At 42.0% G+C, this 15,762-nt stretch carries 3 protein-coding genes, 4 tRNA genes and 6 rRNA genes; 12 read left to right on the top strand and 1 reads right to left on the bottom strand.

Annotated features, from left to right (window positions below; all coding sequences use genetic code 11):
- The first annotated feature begins 55 nt into the window (after positions 1-55).
- Positions 56-550 carry a YkgJ family cysteine cluster protein gene (locus AB3G39_RS00065; protein ID WP_367773410.1) on the top strand — a complete coding sequence of 165 codons (495 nt, stop codon included), beginning with the start codon at positions 56-58 and terminating at the stop codon, positions 548-550.
- A gap of 21 nt (positions 551-571) precedes the next feature.
- Here the strand turns inward: AB3G39_RS00065 and AB3G39_RS00060 are convergent, their stop codons facing one another.
- The gene (locus AB3G39_RS00060; protein WP_369765737.1) at positions 572-1,831 is read right to left on the bottom strand and encodes an exo-beta-N-acetylmuramidase NamZ domain-containing protein; all 1,260 of its coding nucleotides are present in this window, start codon (positions 1,829-1,831) and stop codon (positions 572-574) included.
- A gap of 86 nt (positions 1,832-1,917) precedes the next feature.
- On the opposite strand from AB3G39_RS00060, the gene AB3G39_RS00055 reads away from it, so the two are divergent.
- The 11 genes from AB3G39_RS00055 to rrf (AB3G39_RS00005) all read left to right on the top strand — a co-directional run bounded on the left by AB3G39_RS00055 (position 1,918) and on the right by rrf (AB3G39_RS00005) (position 15,724).
- Positions 1,918-3,153 carry an ABC transporter permease gene (locus AB3G39_RS00055; protein ID WP_367773412.1) on the top strand — a complete coding sequence of 412 codons (1,236 nt, stop codon included), beginning with the start codon at positions 1,918-1,920 and terminating at the stop codon, positions 3,151-3,153.
- A gap of 675 nt (positions 3,154-3,828) precedes the next feature.
- Positions 3,829-5,342, top strand: a 16S ribosomal RNA gene (locus AB3G39_RS00050).
- A gap of 127 nt (positions 5,343-5,469) precedes the next feature.
- A tRNA-Ile gene (locus tag AB3G39_RS00045) sits at positions 5,470-5,543 on the top strand.
- A 97-nt stretch (positions 5,544-5,640) separates the two neighbouring features.
- Positions 5,641-5,714: transfer RNA gene (locus AB3G39_RS00040), tRNA-Ala, on the top strand.
- 193 nt (positions 5,715-5,907) lie between these two features.
- A 23S ribosomal RNA gene (locus AB3G39_RS00035) occupies positions 5,908-8,793 on the top strand.
- Positions 8,794-8,960: 167 nt separating this feature from the next.
- Positions 8,961-9,070: ribosomal RNA gene (rrf, locus tag AB3G39_RS00030) — 5S ribosomal RNA — on the top strand.
- Positions 9,071-10,473: 1,403 nt separating this feature from the next.
- Positions 10,474-11,987, top strand: a 16S ribosomal RNA gene (locus AB3G39_RS00025).
- Positions 11,988-12,114: 127 nt separating this feature from the next.
- Positions 12,115-12,188 (top strand) — tRNA-Ile (locus AB3G39_RS00020).
- Between the two features lie 115 nt (positions 12,189-12,303).
- Positions 12,304-12,377: transfer RNA gene (locus AB3G39_RS00015), tRNA-Ala, on the top strand.
- Positions 12,378-12,561: 184 nt separating this feature from the next.
- A 23S ribosomal RNA gene (locus AB3G39_RS00010) occupies positions 12,562-15,447 on the top strand.
- 167 nt (positions 15,448-15,614) lie between these two features.
- Positions 15,615-15,724, top strand: a 5S ribosomal RNA gene (gene rrf, locus AB3G39_RS00005).
- The 16S, 23S and 5S rRNA genes sit together here with 4 tRNA genes alongside, the layout of an rRNA operon.
- Positions 15,725-15,762 lie beyond the last annotated feature (38 nt).

Below are 15,762 nucleotides of genomic sequence, written 5' to 3'. Positions count from 1 at the left end.
CAGGTTTCAGGTTGCAAGTTTGTTACTTTTGTGTTCCCAACTTTAAAATTTAAACTTGAAACATATTTTAAACAATCTTCCTAAAGAAGCCAAAGATAAGCATATTGAAAACAAAAAGTATTTCGATAAGCTTAAAAAGAAAACGCCTAAAAACTTAGATTATGTAATGCAAGACATTCATGATGCAGAGTTCAAGAAAACGGATTGTTTAAAATGTGCTAATTGTTGCAAAACTACAGGCCCTCTTTTTACTTCGGCAGATATTGAGCGTGTGTCAAAATATCTAAAACAAAAACCACAACAGTTTATTGAGCAATATTTGCGTATTGATGAAGATCAGGATTATGTATTGCAAAGTGTTCCTTGTACTTTTTTAGATACGGATAATACTTGTTTTATTTATGATGTACGTCCTAAAGCTTGCAGAGAATTTCCGCATACAGATAGGAAGAAGTTCCAGCAGATAACGGATTTAACATTAAAGAATGTAACGATTTGTCCCGCGGCATTTAATATTGTGGAAGAAATGAAGAAGAAATTGCCTTTGTAAGTTTTGCTTTTTGAAGTCTAATTAGTAAATCAAATATTTTTCTCTCATTTCTTTAAACTTTAACAATCCTTCGTTCCAGCTTGCTCTTATTTCTACTTCAGAAATATTATTTTCTATTTGTGCCTGCAGTTTTTTTGTTCCAGCTAATTTGGTGAAAAAGGAATTAAAGAATTTTGATTTATCGTCTGTGTTTTTATAAGCCTTAATTATCCATTTTAATTCTAGTTGGTTTACTTTGGCAATATCCGATAAATCTTCACCATAACATATTACACCATTGTAAATTGGATTTTGTGCTCCGATATTTGGTTTTGGAATAAAACTAAAATTAGATTTTGGTAGAAATGGGGATCCATAAATTTGGAATTGTTGCTCAGTTCCTCTTCCTACGCTTACATTTGTCCCTTCAAAAAGACATAAACTTGCATATAAATTCACCGCTTGATCATTCGGAAGATTTGGAGAAGGTTTTACAGGTAAACTATATGATAAATTGTGATTGTAATTTGAACAAGGAATAACAGTCAATTTGCATTGAACTCTATTTTTCAACCATTTCTCACCATTTATCATTTGGGCATATTCACCAATGGTCATTCCATGTAATAATGGAACAGGGTGCATTCCTACAAAACTGGTGAATTCTTTCTCTAAAATAGGCCCGTCAACTATTCCGCCATTTGGGTTGGGTCTGTCTAGAATAAGAAGTGGAATATTATTTTCTGCACATGCTTCCATAATATAGTGTAAAGAAGAGATGTAAGTGTAAAAACGAGCACCTACATCTTGCAAATCAAAAACCATAATGTCGATACTGGCTAACTGTTCCGTTTTTGGTTTTTTATTATCACCGTAAAGGGAGATAATTGAAAGCCCAGTTTTAGAATCTTTTCCATCTACTATATGTTGACCAGCATCAGCGGTGCCTCTAAATCCATGTTCGGGAGCAAAAATATTTTGTACATCGATATTCTTAGATAGTAAAAAATCTACTAAGTGAATTTTATTAGATAAAATACCTGATTGATTGGTAACGATGCCAACTTTTTTGTTTTTTAACATAGGTAAATAGAGTTCAAAATTATCTGCACCCGTTTTAATGCTTAATAGGTTGTGCGCTTTATTTTGTAATATATCCATTTTTGGATATACTGCAGTTGCAATAGTATCTTGAGTCCAGTCCCAATTTGAAGTTTTCTTTTTATCTATGGCACTAGAGCACGCACATAAAAGAATAAACGGAATGATTGTAAACGATATTTTTTTTAGAAATAAAAGCATATTTACTGAAGTAGAATAAATTAGTGTCAATTAGTGTAATTCGTGTTTTAGCTGTATTTTTGAATCCAAATCAGAAACTCATCAAATTGAATTTAGAATATTTTATTGCCAAAAGACTCATCACTGCTAAAGATTATAAAAGTAGTATATCTGCCCCAATTATAAAAATTGCAATTTCGGCTATCGCAATTGGTATGATTATGATGATTATTTCTGTGGCGACTGGTATTGGATTACAACAAAAAATTCGAGAAAAGATATCAGCCTTCAATGGTCACATTATTATTTCAAATTTTGATAGCAATCAGTCGGAGGTTACTTTAGTCCCCATTTCTAAAAAGCAAGATTTTTATCCAAATTTCACTTCAGTTCCAGGAGTGAGTCATATTCAAGCTATCGCTAGTAAAGCAGGAATTATTAGAACAGAAACCGCTTTTGAAGGAATTGTATTCAAAGGGGTAGGTCCGGATTATAAATGGGACAACATAAAGGAGTACCTCGTTGCGGGTAAACTGCCTGATTTTTCTAAGAACCTAAATGAGGATGTTGTTATTTCTCAATTTCTGGCTAATAGACTTCATTTAAAAGTAGGGGATGCTTTTAATACGTTCTTCATGAAAGAAGGTCAGAATAAACTACCCAATATTCGTCGATTTAAAATTATAGGAATTTTTAACTCTGGTTTTCAGGAATTCGATGCGACCTATATAATAGGTGATATTCGCCACATGCAACGCATTAATAAGTGGACTGCGGATCAAGTGGGTGCATTTGAGGTCTTTGTTTCTGACTTTGATAATATAAAAACAGTAGGAGATCAAGTGTATCAACAAACAGGCTCCACTCTTGATACCAAAACAATAATTGAAAAGTACAGCTATATATTTGAATGGTTGCAATTATTTGATTTCAATATCATCGTTATATTAGTAGTCATGATAATTGTAGCAACTATTAATATGGTTGTAGCACTTTTGGTTCTAATTCTTGAACGCACGCAAATGATTGGAATCTTAAAAGCACTTGGGGCTAATAATTGGTCGGTTCGCAAAATATTCCTATATAATGCTTCTTATCTTATTCTACGTGGATTGTTTTGGGGGAACTTAATCGGAATCGCAATTTTATTGATTCAGAAGTATTTTGGGATAATCAAACTTAATCCAGAGAATTATTATGTAGACCAAGCTCCTGTTTACCTTAATTTTGGGTATATAGCATTACTAAACCTACTCACAATTAGTGTTTGTTTCTTGGTATTATTAATTCCTTCCTATATAATAACCAAAATCTCTCCTGTAAAAGCCATTCGTTTCGATTAAAATATTGGTTTGTCATTAAATAGAGTAATTATTTCAGGAGCTTTTTCCTGCTATTCACTTCAATCTTACCTGGCGAACACCGCCAGATAAGGATTTTCGTTACTATCAGGGCTAGGGATGTTAGATTAAAAGAGTGCTTTTTGTTTATATATTAGTATATAGTATAGGTAGGTTCTATTTAATAATGATGGAAAATGTATCAGTAATTCCATTTCTATTTAAATCTTCTCTAATTTTTAAAAATAATTAAATTCAAAAACCACATTTTCAACAACTTAAAAACAAAGTTTCGAAAAGGTTAAAAAAAAGGCATTAAAAGTATTGAATAACGGTATAAAGGTGTTATTTTTGCACCCGCAACAACGCAGACGTTCTTTAAAATACTGGCAAGCAAACGGAATTAATTAGGAAATTTATTTTCTAAAAAAGTTTCAAAAAAGCTTGTGAGGTTTAAAAGTAATATCTACTTTTGCACCCGCTTCGAGCGACACGTTAAGTGTTGCTACGAGTGAAAAACAAGATAAGACACGTTCCTAGACATATTGAATTGACAGCCGTTTTAAGAGAGATCTTAAGACAAAAGAATAAAGAGTAATAGAATCGAGAGATTTGAAAAAACCACTAGACCTTCAGTCAAAAATAAATAGAGAATCATTTATGGTTCTTGCATAATATACGATGAAGAGTTTGATCCTGGCTCAGGATGAACGCTAGCGGCAGGCTTAACACATGCAAGTCGAGGGGTATAGTTCTTCGGAATTAGAGACCGGCGCACGGGTGCGTAACGCGTATGCAATCTACCTTTCACAGAGGGATAGCCCAGAGAAATTTGGATTAATACCTCATAGTATAATTGAGTGGCATCATTTAATTATTAAAGATTTATCGGTGAAAGATGAGCATGCGTCCCATTAGCTAGTTGGTATGGTAACGGCATACCAAGGCTACGATGGGTAGGGGTCCTGAGAGGGAGATCCCCCACACTGGTACTGAGACACGGACCAGACTCCTACGGGAGGCAGCAGTGAGGAATATTGGACAATGGGCGCAAGCCTGATCCAGCCATGCCGCGTGCAGGATGACGGTCCTATGGATTGTAAACTGCTTTTATACGAGAAGAAACAACTCTACGTGTAGAGTCTTGACGGTATCGTAAGAATAAGGATCGGCTAACTCCGTGCCAGCAGCCGCGGTAATACGGAGGATCCAAGCGTTATCCGGAATCATTGGGTTTAAAGGGTCCGTAGGCGGTTTAGTAAGTCAGTGGTGAAAGCCCATCGCTCAACGGTGGAACGGCCATTGATACTGCTAGACTTGAATTATTAGGAAGTAACTAGAATATGTAGTGTAGCGGTGAAATGCTTAGAGATTACATGGAATACCAATTGCGAAGGCAGGTTACTACTAATATATTGACGCTGATGGACGAAAGCGTGGGTAGCGAACAGGATTAGATACCCTGGTAGTCCACGCCGTAAACGATGGATACTAGCTGTTGGGAGCAATCTCAGTGGCTAAGCGAAAGTGATAAGTATCCCACCTGGGGAGTACGAACGCAAGTTTGAAACTCAAAGGAATTGACGGGGGCCCGCACAAGCGGTGGAGCATGTGGTTTAATTCGATGATACGCGAGGAACCTTACCAAGGCTTAAATGTAGATTGACCGGTTTGGAAACAGACTTTTCGCAAGACAATTTACAAGGTGCTGCATGGTTGTCGTCAGCTCGTGCCGTGAGGTGTCAGGTTAAGTCCTATAACGAGCGCAACCCCTGTTGTTAGTTGCCAGCGAGTCATGTCGGGAACTCTAACGAGACTGCCAGTGCAAACTGTGAGGAAGGTGGGGATGACGTCAAATCATCACGGCCCTTACGCCTTGGGCTACACACGTGCTACAATGGCCGGTACAGAGAGCAGCCACTGGGCGACCAGGAGCGAATCTACAAAACCGGTCACAGTTCGGATCGGAGTCTGCAACTCGACTCCGTGAAGCTGGAATCGCTAGTAATCGGATATCAGCCATGATCCGGTGAATACGTTCCCGGGCCTTGTACACACCGCCCGTCAAGCCATGGAAGCTGGGGGTGCCTGAAGTCGGTGACCGCAAGGAGCTGCCTAGGGTAAAACTGGTAACTAGGGCTAAGTCGTAACAAGGTAGCCGTACCGGAAGGTGCGGCTGGAACACCTCCTTTCTAGAGCCTTAGTGTTAGTTGATTTATCAACACGCTGGGGAAAGAGACGAAAAGAGAAGTCGGAAACAAAGATTAAGAATTTATTACTCTTGCTGTTAGTTCAAATAATACCATTTAAGAATAAGAGTGTCTCGTAGCTCAGCTGGTTAGAGTACTACACTGATAATGTAGGGGTCGACAGTTCGAGTCTGTCCGAGACAACTATTTACACTTAAATAAAAAAGAAGAAATTCTAGAGTTGAAAAATCACGATATACATCGTAATTCGTAATTCACAATTCATAATTAAAAAAAGATTGGGGGATTAGCTCAGCTGGCTAGAGCGCCTGCCTTGCACGCAGGAGGTCAACGGTTCGACTCCGTTATTCTCCACTATCTGAAGAAGATAGAGAAAAGAAGAAAGAAACAAGATTAGTCTTGTCTCTATTATCTTGACTCTTTACTCTAAAGAAAAAGTTCATTGACATATTGAGATAAGAAAAATATTAAAAAGTAGAAAGCATTTTTCTGTTTTATAGTAATATTAAACAGAAGAAAGAACGGCATTCTTAATTGAATGTTGGTACAATAAGCAAAATAAGGGCGTATGGGGGATGCCTTGGCTCTCAGAGGCGATGAAAGGCGTGATAAGCTGCGAAAAGCTACGGGGACGGGCACACACCGATTGATCCGTAGATACCTGAATGGGGCAACCCACTAGATTGAAGATCTAGTACACCGATAGGTGGGCAAACCCGCTGAACTGAAACATCTAAGTAGGCGGAGGAGAAGAAAACAAAAGTGATTCCGTAAGTAGTGGCGAGCGAACGCGGATTAGCCCAAACCAATGTTGTTACGGCAATGTTGGGGTTGTAGGACCACGATATTCAATGTAAAACGAACTAGAATCTACTGGAAAGTAGAACCAAAGAGGGTGATAGTCCTGTATAGGTAAGTGATATAATTGATAGTGGTATCCTGAGTAGGGCGGGACACGAGAAATCCTGTCTGAATTTGGCGGGACCATCCGCTAAGGCTAAATACTCCTGAGAGACCGATAGTGAACCAGTACCGTGAGGGAAAGGTGAAAAGAACCGTGAATAACGGAGTGAAATAGATCCTGAAACCATACGCTTACAAGCGGTCGGAGCCCTTTCGTGGGGTGACGGCGTGCCTTTTGCATAATGAGCCTACGAGTTAACGTTGCTGGCAAGGATAAGTGGTTAAGCCACGGATCCGTAGCGAAAGCGAGTCTGAATAGGGCGCTTTAGTCAGTAGTGTTAGACGCGAAACCGTGTGATCTACCCATGGACAGGTTGAAGCTGTGGTAACACATAGTGGAGGACCGAACCCGTTGACGTTGAAAAGTCTTGGGATGATCTGTGGGTAGGGGTGAAAGGCCAATCAAACTCGGAAATAGCTCGTACTCCCCGAAATGCATTTAGGTGCAGCGTTAGTTATAAAGTTATATAGAGGTAGAGCTACTGATTGGATGCGGGGGCTTCACCGCCTACCAATTCCTGACAAACTCCGAATGCTATATAATGTTCACTAACAGTGAGGGCTTGGGTGCTAAGGTCCAAGTCCGAGAGGGAAAGAACCCAGACCATCAGCTAAGGTCCCCAAATATATACTAAGTTGAAAGAACGAGGTTTGTCTGCATAGACAGCTAGGATGTTGGCTTGGAAGCAGCCATTCATTTAAAGAGTGCGTAACAGCTCACTAGTCGAGCGGACGAGCATGGATAATAATCGGGCATAAGTATATTACCGAAGCTATGGATTTACAATTTATTGTAAGTGGTAGGGGAGCATTCTCACAGGGTAGAAGGTGTATCGTAAGGTATGCTGGACCGGTGAGAAAAGAAAATGTAGGCATAAGTAACGATAATGCGGGCGAGAAACCCGCACACCGAAAGACTAAGGTTTCCACAGCTATGCTAATCAGCTGTGGGTTAGTCGGGACCTAAGGCGAACCCGAAAGGGACAGTCGATGGACAACGGGTTAATATTCCCGTACTACTGTTAACTGTGATGGGGTGACGGAGTGATGAAAGTGCCGCGAACTGACGGAATAGTTCGTTGAAGTACCTACCTATAAGACCCGCAGGCAAATCCACGGGTTTTGGGGAAATACGATAGTACTCGGCGTCTTCGGACAAAGAGATAGTGCACCTAAGGGCTTCCAAGAAAAACCTCTAAACTTCAGGTTAATAGTACCCGTACCGCAAACCGACACAGGTAGTCGAGATGAGAATTCTAAGGTGCTCGAGAGATTCATGGCTAAGGAATTAGGCAAAATAGACCCGTAACTTCGGGAGAAGGGTCGCCAGCAGCAATGCTGGCCGCAGTGAAGAGGTCCAGGCGACTGTTTATCAAAAACACAGGGCTCTGCAAAATCGTAAGATGAAGTATAGGGCCTGACACCTGCCCGGTGCTGGAAGGTTAAGTGGAGATGTTATGGGTAACCAGAAGCATTGAAATGAAGCCCCAGTAAACGGCGGCCGTAACTATAACGGTCCTAAGGTAGCGAAATTCCTTGTCGGGTAAGTTCCGACCTGCACGAATGGTGTAACGATCTGGACACTGTCTCAGCCATGAGCTCGGTGAAATTGTAGTAACGGTGAAGATGCCGTTTACCCGCAGTGGGACGAAAAGACCCTGTGCACCTTTACTATAGCTTAGTATTGACCTTGGATAAATGATGTGTAGGATAGGTTGGAGACTGTGAAGTGGCGTCGCTAGGCGTTGTGGAGTCATTGTTGAAATACAACCCTTTGTTTATCTGAGGCCTAACCCCGTTTTGCGGGGGACATTGCTTGGTGGGTAGTTTGACTGGGGTGGTCGCCTCCAAAAGAGTAACGGAGGCTTCTAAAGGTTCCCTCAGTACGCTTGGTAACCGTGCGTAGAGTGCAATGGCATAAGGGAGCTTGACTGAGAGACATACAGGTCGATCAGGTACGAAAGTAGAGCATAGTGATCCGGTGGTTCCGCATGGAAGGGCCATCGCTCAAAGGATAAAAGGTACGCCGGGGATAACAGGCTGATCTCCCCCAAGAGCTCATATCGACGGGGGGGTTTGGCACCTCGATGTCGGCTCGTCACATCCTGGGGCTGGAGAAGGTCCCAAGGGTTGGGCTGTTCGCCCATTAAAGTGGCACGCGAGCTGGGTTCAGAACGTCGTGAGACAGTTCGGTCTCTATCTACTGTGGGCGCAAGAAATTTGAGTGGATCTGATTCTAGTACGAGAGGACCGAATTGGACAAACCTCTAGTGTATCTGTTGTCACGCCAGTGGCATGGCAGAGTAGCTACGTTTGGAAGGGATAAGCGCTGAAAGCATATAAGCGCGAAACCCACCACAAGATGAGATTTCTTTTAAGGATCGTGGGAGATGACCACGTTGATAGGCTATAGATGTAAAGGCAGTAATGTCATAGTCGAGTAGTACTAATAATCCGTAAGCTTATGTACACCTTTCCAGCCTCGCAAGAGGCTGGGGAAACTTTCTTTTATCCTGAATTTATTTCAGGAACTACAATATTTTTTTCTTTATCTCAGTATGTTAAGATATTGTTCAATAGATTTTTATCATAAGATAAACAATCATTGAAAAATTGCCCAAAGCAATTATAACTTCTTAAGGTGGTTATTGCGGCGGGGCTCACCTCTTCCCATCCCGAACAGAGTAGTTAAGCCCGCCTGCGCAGATGGTACTGCAGTTATGTGGGAGAGTATGTCGTCGCCTTTCTTTAAAAACCCTATTCATTTATTTGGATAGGGTTTTTTTGTGCGCAAAAAAATCGATTTTTCTTCAAGGAATGGGTATTAGAGAAGAAATAGTAATCCTAATGATTTATGTGTTTTCAGAACAATATATCTAATCCAACCGTAGTTCGGCAGATTTTGCTATGTAAATCACCTTTTTTTCTGAATATAAAAATGTACCAAAGCAGTAATTATTAGATTTTGGTATGGGTAATAGTTTTATTATTTATAGTGACGAAAGCATTTGTTATGTAATGAAGTGGTTTTTGATTGAGATTAAATAAGGGAATATCAACTTAATATATTTTAGTCTGACAATTGACTTTAGTTTAATTTATTCTCTAGTAAATAAGTCAATAGGAACATAAACGAAATTCTCACTGAATTATAACACTAAAGGTTTGGAATGTATTTTTACTGCAAACAATTTACGGGTATTTTTGAATGATTCGATGACAGTATCCGATTTTCGTGGTCAGACTAAAAAAATCAGACCTCTCAAGGGTTCGTTTAATTGTTATTGAAATTTAAATGGAACAGGAGTTGTCTAAAGTGGATTTCTTAATTTCATTTTGCATTCTTTTAAAAGAATATTTTTGGATAAGAGCTACGAGAGTATTGCTTTGTTATGTCAATGAAGCGCGGTTTGGGTAAAGATTGGAACTGATTGCTGACAATTTTAAGGACTTGCTTTGCTTTAGGGAGTTGCTACTGTCTGTTTTTGGTTTTTGATTTAGGGTTGATCAGACTTTAAAAGGGGCTTGGGCGTATCTCATATGGTCATTCTTTTTTTTAGAGAAGCTTTTATGGGATAAAATACGATTGAAAGAGCGTAGTTAGTCTGTCTTGTTAGGACGATAGAAGTGCTATTGGGAAAGGCTATATTTTGCGGAGGTAGTTCAAACTGCTTTATTAAAGCTTCTCTGTCGATAAGGGAGTATTGGATGGATAAAAAAACTTTATTTAAAATACGGGTTTTCAACAACTTAAAAACAAAGTTGCGAAAAGGTTAAAAAAAAGGCATTAAAAGTATTGAATAACGGTATAAAGGTGTTATTTTTGCACCCGCAACAACGCAGACGTTCTTTAAAATACTGGCAAGCAAACGGAATTAATTAGGAAATTTATTTTCTAAAAAAGTTTCAAAAAAGCTTGTGAGGTTTAAAAGTAATATCTACTTTTGCACCCGCTTCGAGCGACACGTTAAGTGTTGCTACGAGTGAAAAACAAGATAAGACACGTTCCTAGACATATTGAATTGACAGCCGTTTTAAGAGAGATCTTAAGACAAAAGAATAAAGAGTAATAGAATCGAGAGATTTGAAAAAACCACTAGACCTTCAGTCAAAAATAAATAGAGAATCATTTATGGTTCTTGCATAATATACGATGAAGAGTTTGATCCTGGCTCAGGATGAACGCTAGCGGCAGGCTTAACACATGCAAGTCGAGGGGTATAGTTCTTCGGAATTAGAGACCGGCGCACGGGTGCGTAACGCGTATGCAATCTACCTTTCACAGAGGGATAGCCCAGAGAAATTTGGATTAATACCTCATAGTATAATTGAGTGGCATCATTTAATTATTAAAGATTTATCGGTGAAAGATGAGCATGCGTCCCATTAGCTAGTTGGTATGGTAACGGCATACCAAGGCTACGATGGGTAGGGGTCCTGAGAGGGAGATCCCCCACACTGGTACTGAGACACGGACCAGACTCCTACGGGAGGCAGCAGTGAGGAATATTGGACAATGGGCGCAAGCCTGATCCAGCCATGCCGCGTGCAGGATGACGGTCCTATGGATTGTAAACTGCTTTTATACGAGAAGAAACAACTCTACGTGTAGAGTCTTGACGGTATCGTAAGAATAAGGATCGGCTAACTCCGTGCCAGCAGCCGCGGTAATACGGAGGATCCAAGCGTTATCCGGAATCATTGGGTTTAAAGGGTCCGTAGGCGGTTTAGTAAGTCAGTGGTGAAAGCCCATCGCTCAACGGTGGAACGGCCATTGATACTGCTAGACTTGAATTATTAGGAAGTAACTAGAATATGTAGTGTAGCGGTGAAATGCTTAGAGATTACATGGAATACCAATTGCGAAGGCAGGTTACTACTAATATATTGACGCTGATGGACGAAAGCGTGGGTAGCGAACAGGATTAGATACCCTGGTAGTCCACGCCGTAAACGATGGATACTAGCTGTTGGGAGCAATCTCAGTGGCTAAGCGAAAGTGATAAGTATCCCACCTGGGGAGTACGAACGCAAGTTTGAAACTCAAAGGAATTGACGGGGGCCCGCACAAGCGGTGGAGCATGTGGTTTAATTCGATGATACGCGAGGAACCTTACCAAGGCTTAAATGTAGATTGACCGGTTTGGAAACAGACTTTTCGCAAGACAATTTACAAGGTGCTGCATGGTTGTCGTCAGCTCGTGCCGTGAGGTGTCAGGTTAAGTCCTATAACGAGCGCAACCCCTGTTGTTAGTTGCCAGCGAGTCATGTCGGGAACTCTAACGAGACTGCCAGTGCAAACTGTGAGGAAGGTGGGGATGACGTCAAATCATCACGGCCCTTACGCCTTGGGCTACACACGTGCTACAATGGCCGGTACAGAGAGCAGCCACTGGGCGACCAGGAGCGAATCTACAAAACCGGTCACAGTTCGGATCGGAGTCTGCAACTCGACTCCGTGAAGCTGGAATCGCTAGTAATCGGATATCAGCCATGATCCGGTGAATACGTTCCCGGGCCTTGTACACACCGCCCGTCAAGCCATGGAAGCTGGGGGTGCCTGAAGTCGGTGACCGCAAGGAGCTGCCTAGGGTAAAACTGGTAACTAGGGCTAAGTCGTAACAAGGTAGCCGTACCGGAAGGTGCGGCTGGAACACCTCCTTTCTAGAGCCTTAGTGTTAGTTGATTAATCAACACGGTAGGGAAAGAGACGAAAAGAGAAAGTGGAAACAAAGATTGAGAATTTATTACTCTTGCTGTTAGTTCAAATAATACCATTTAAGAATAAGAGTGTCTCGTAGCTCAGCTGGTTAGAGTACTACACTGATAATGTAGGGGTCGACAGTTCGAGTCTGTCCGAGACAACTATTAAACTTAAATAGATTCTGAAATAAATTCAGAATAAAAGGAAATTTTAGAAGTATGAGTATGAATTATACATTAATTCAAAATTCACCATTCATAATTTAAAATTTGAAACGGGGGATTAGCTCAGCTGGCTAGAGCGCCTGCCTTGCACGCAGGAGGTCAACGGTTCGACTCCGTTATTCTCCACAAATCAAAAGTTGATACGTTGATTTGTTAAATCGGTTAAACGATTAAACGAAAAAACGATTAAACTAGCGATAAAAGTTCATTGACATATTGAGATAAGAAAAATATAAAAAGTAGAAAGCGTTTTTTACTATTTATAGTAGAAAACAAACAAAAACGGTCTTAATTAAATTTAAGATTGGTACAATAAGCAAAATAAGGGCGTATGGGGGATGCCTTGGCTCTCAGAGGCGATGAAAGGCGTGATAAGCTGCGAAAAGCTACGGGGACGGGCACACACCGATTGATCCGTAGATACCTGAATGGGGCAACCCACTAGATTGAAGATCTAGTACACCGATAGGTGGGCAAACCCGCTGAACTGAAACATCTAAGTAGGCGGAGGAGAAGAAAACAAAAGTGATTCCGTAAGTAGTGGCGAGCGAACGCGGATTAGCCCAAACCAATGTTGTTACGGCAATGTTGGGGTTGTAGGACCACGATATTCAATGTAAAACGAACTAGAATCTACTGGAAAGTAGAACCAAAGAGGGTGATAGTCCTGTATAGGTAAGTGATATAATTGATAGTGGTATCCTGAGTAGGGCGGGACACGAGAAATCCTGTCTGAATTTGGCGGGACCATCCGCTAAGGCTAAATACTCCTGAGAGACCGATAGTGAACCAGTACCGTGAGGGAAAGGTGAAAAGAACCGTGAATAACGGAGTGAAATAGATCCTGAAACCATACGCTTACAAGCGGTCGGAGCCCCTTCGTGGGGTGACGGCGTGCCTTTTGCATAATGAGCCTACGAGTTAACGTTGCTGGCAAGGATAAGTGGTTAAGCCACGGATCCGTAGCGAAAGCGAGTCTGAATAGGGCGCTTTAGTCAGTAGTGTTAGACGCGAAACCGTGTGATCTACCCATGGACAGGTTGAAGCTGTGGTAACACATAGTGGAGGACCGAACCCGTTGACGTTGAAAAGTCTTGGGATGATCTGTGGGTAGGGGTGAAAGGCCAATCAAACTCGGAAATAGCTCGTACTCCCCGAAATGCATTTAGGTGCAGCGTTAGTTATAAAGTTATATAGAGGTAGAGCTACTGATTGGATGCGGGGGCTTCACCGCCTACCAATTCCTGACAAACTCCGAATGCTATATAATGTTCACTAACAGTGAGGGCTTGGGTGCTAAGGTCCAAGTCCGAGAGGGAAAGAACCCAGACCATCAGCTAAGGTCCCCAAATATATACTAAGTTGAAAGAACGAGGTTTGTCTGCATAGACAGCTAGGATGTTGGCTTGGAAGCAGCCATTCATTTAAAGAGTGCGTAACAGCTCACTAGTCGAGCGGACGAGCATGGATAATAATCGGGCATAAGTATATTACCGAAGCTATGGATTTACAATTTATTGTAAGTGGTAGGGGAGCATTCTCACAGGGTAGAAGGTGTATCGTAAGGTATGCTGGACCGGTGAGAAAAGAAAATGTAGGCATAAGTAACGATAATGCGGGCGAGAAACCCGCACACCGAAAGACTAAGGTTTCCACAGCTATGCTAATCAGCTGTGGGTTAGTCGGGACCTAAGGCGAACCCGAAAGGGACAGTCGATGGACAACGGGTTAATATTCCCGTACTACTGTTAACTGTGATGGGGTGACGGAGTGATGAAAGTGCCGCGAACTGACGGAATAGTTCGTTGAAGTACCTACCTATAAGACCCGCAGGCAAATCCACGGGTTTTGGGGAAATACGATAGTACTCGGCGTCTTCGGACAAAGAGATAGTGCACCTAAGGGCTTCCAAGAAAAACCTCTAAACTTCAGGTTAATAGTACCCGTACCGCAAACCGACACAGGTAGTCGAGATGAGAATTCTAAGGTGCTCGAGAGATTCATGGCTAAGGAATTAGGCAAAATAGACCCGTAACTTCGGGAGAAGGGTCGCCAGCAGCAATGCTGGCCGCAGTGAAGAGGTCCAGGCGACTGTTTATCAAAAACACAGGGCTCTGCAAAATCGTAAGATGAAGTATAGGGCCTGACACCTGCCCGGTGCTGGAAGGTTAAGTGGAGATGTTATGGGTAACCAGAAGCATTGAAATGAAGCCCCAGTAAACGGCGGCCGTAACTATAACGGTCCTAAGGTAGCGAAATTCCTTGTCGGGTAAGTTCCGACCTGCACGAATGGTGTAACGATCTGGACACTGTCTCAGCCATGAGCTCGGTGAAATTGTAGTAACGGTGAAGATGCCGTTTACCCGCAGTGGGACGAAAAGACCCTGTGCACCTTTACTATAGCTTAGTATTGACCTTGGATAAATGATGTGTAGGATAGGTTGGAGACTGTGAAGTGGCGTCGCTAGGCGTTGTGGAGTCATTGTTGAAATACAACCCTTTGTTTATCTGAGGCCTAACCCCGTTTTGCGGGGGACATTGCTTGGTGGGTAGTTTGACTGGGGTGGTCGCCTCCAAAAGAGTAACGGAGGCTTCTAAAGGTTCCCTCAGTACGCTTGGTAACCGTGCGTAGAGTGCAATGGCATAAGGGAGCTTGACTGAGAGACATACAGGTCGATCAGGTACGAAAGTAGAGCATAGTGATCCGGTGGTTCCGCATGGAAGGGCCATCGCTCAAAGGATAAAAGGTACGCCGGGGATAACAGGCTGATCTCCCCCAAGAGCTCATATCGACGGGGGGGTTTGGCACCTCGATGTCGGCTCGTCACATCCTGGGGCTGGAGAAGGTCCCAAGGGTTGGGCTGTTCGCCCATTAAAGTGGCACGCGAGCTGGGTTCAGAACGTCGTGAGACAGTTCGGTCTCTATCTACTGTGGGCGCAAGAAATTTGAGTGGATCTGATTCTAGTACGAGAGGACCGAATTGGACAAACCTCTAGTGTATCTGTTGTCACGCCAGTGGCATGGCAGAGTAGCTACGTTTGGAAGGGATAAGCGCTGAAAGCATATAAGCGCGAAACCCACCACAAGATGAGATTTCTTTTAAGGATCGTGGGAGATGACCACGTTGATAGGCTATAGATGTAAAGGCAGTAATGTCATAGTCGAGTAGTACTAATAATCCGTAAGCTTATGTACACCTTTCCAGCCTCGCAAGAGGCTGGGGAAACTTTCTTTTATCCTGAATTTATTTCAGGAACTACAATATTTTTTTCTTTATCTCAGTATGTTAAGATATTGTTCAATAGATTTTTATCATAAGATAAACAATCATTGAAAAATTGCCCAAAGCAATTATAACTTCTTAAGGTGGTTATTGCGGCGGGGCTCACCTCTTCCCATCCCGAACAGAGTAGTTAAGCCCGCCTGCGCAGATGGTACTGCAGTTATGTGGGAGAGTATGTCGTCGCCTTTCTTTAAAAACCCTATTCATTTATTTGGATAGGGTTTTTT

It is taken from the genome of Flavobacterium sp. WC2416, from assembly GCF_041200095.1.
In the GTDB taxonomy this organism is placed as follows: Bacteria; Bacteroidota; Bacteroidia; order Flavobacteriales; family Flavobacteriaceae; genus Flavobacterium.
Note: the sequence above shows the minus strand (reverse complement) of the source record. Positions and strands in the feature narration are given on the sequence as shown.

What these genes read in the sequence shown, in the direction of transcription:
- AB3G39_RS00060 (WP_369765737.1), bottom strand. Translation starts at nt 1,831, where the DNA reads ATGCTTTTATTTCTAAAAAAAATATCGTTTACAATCATTCCGTTTATT.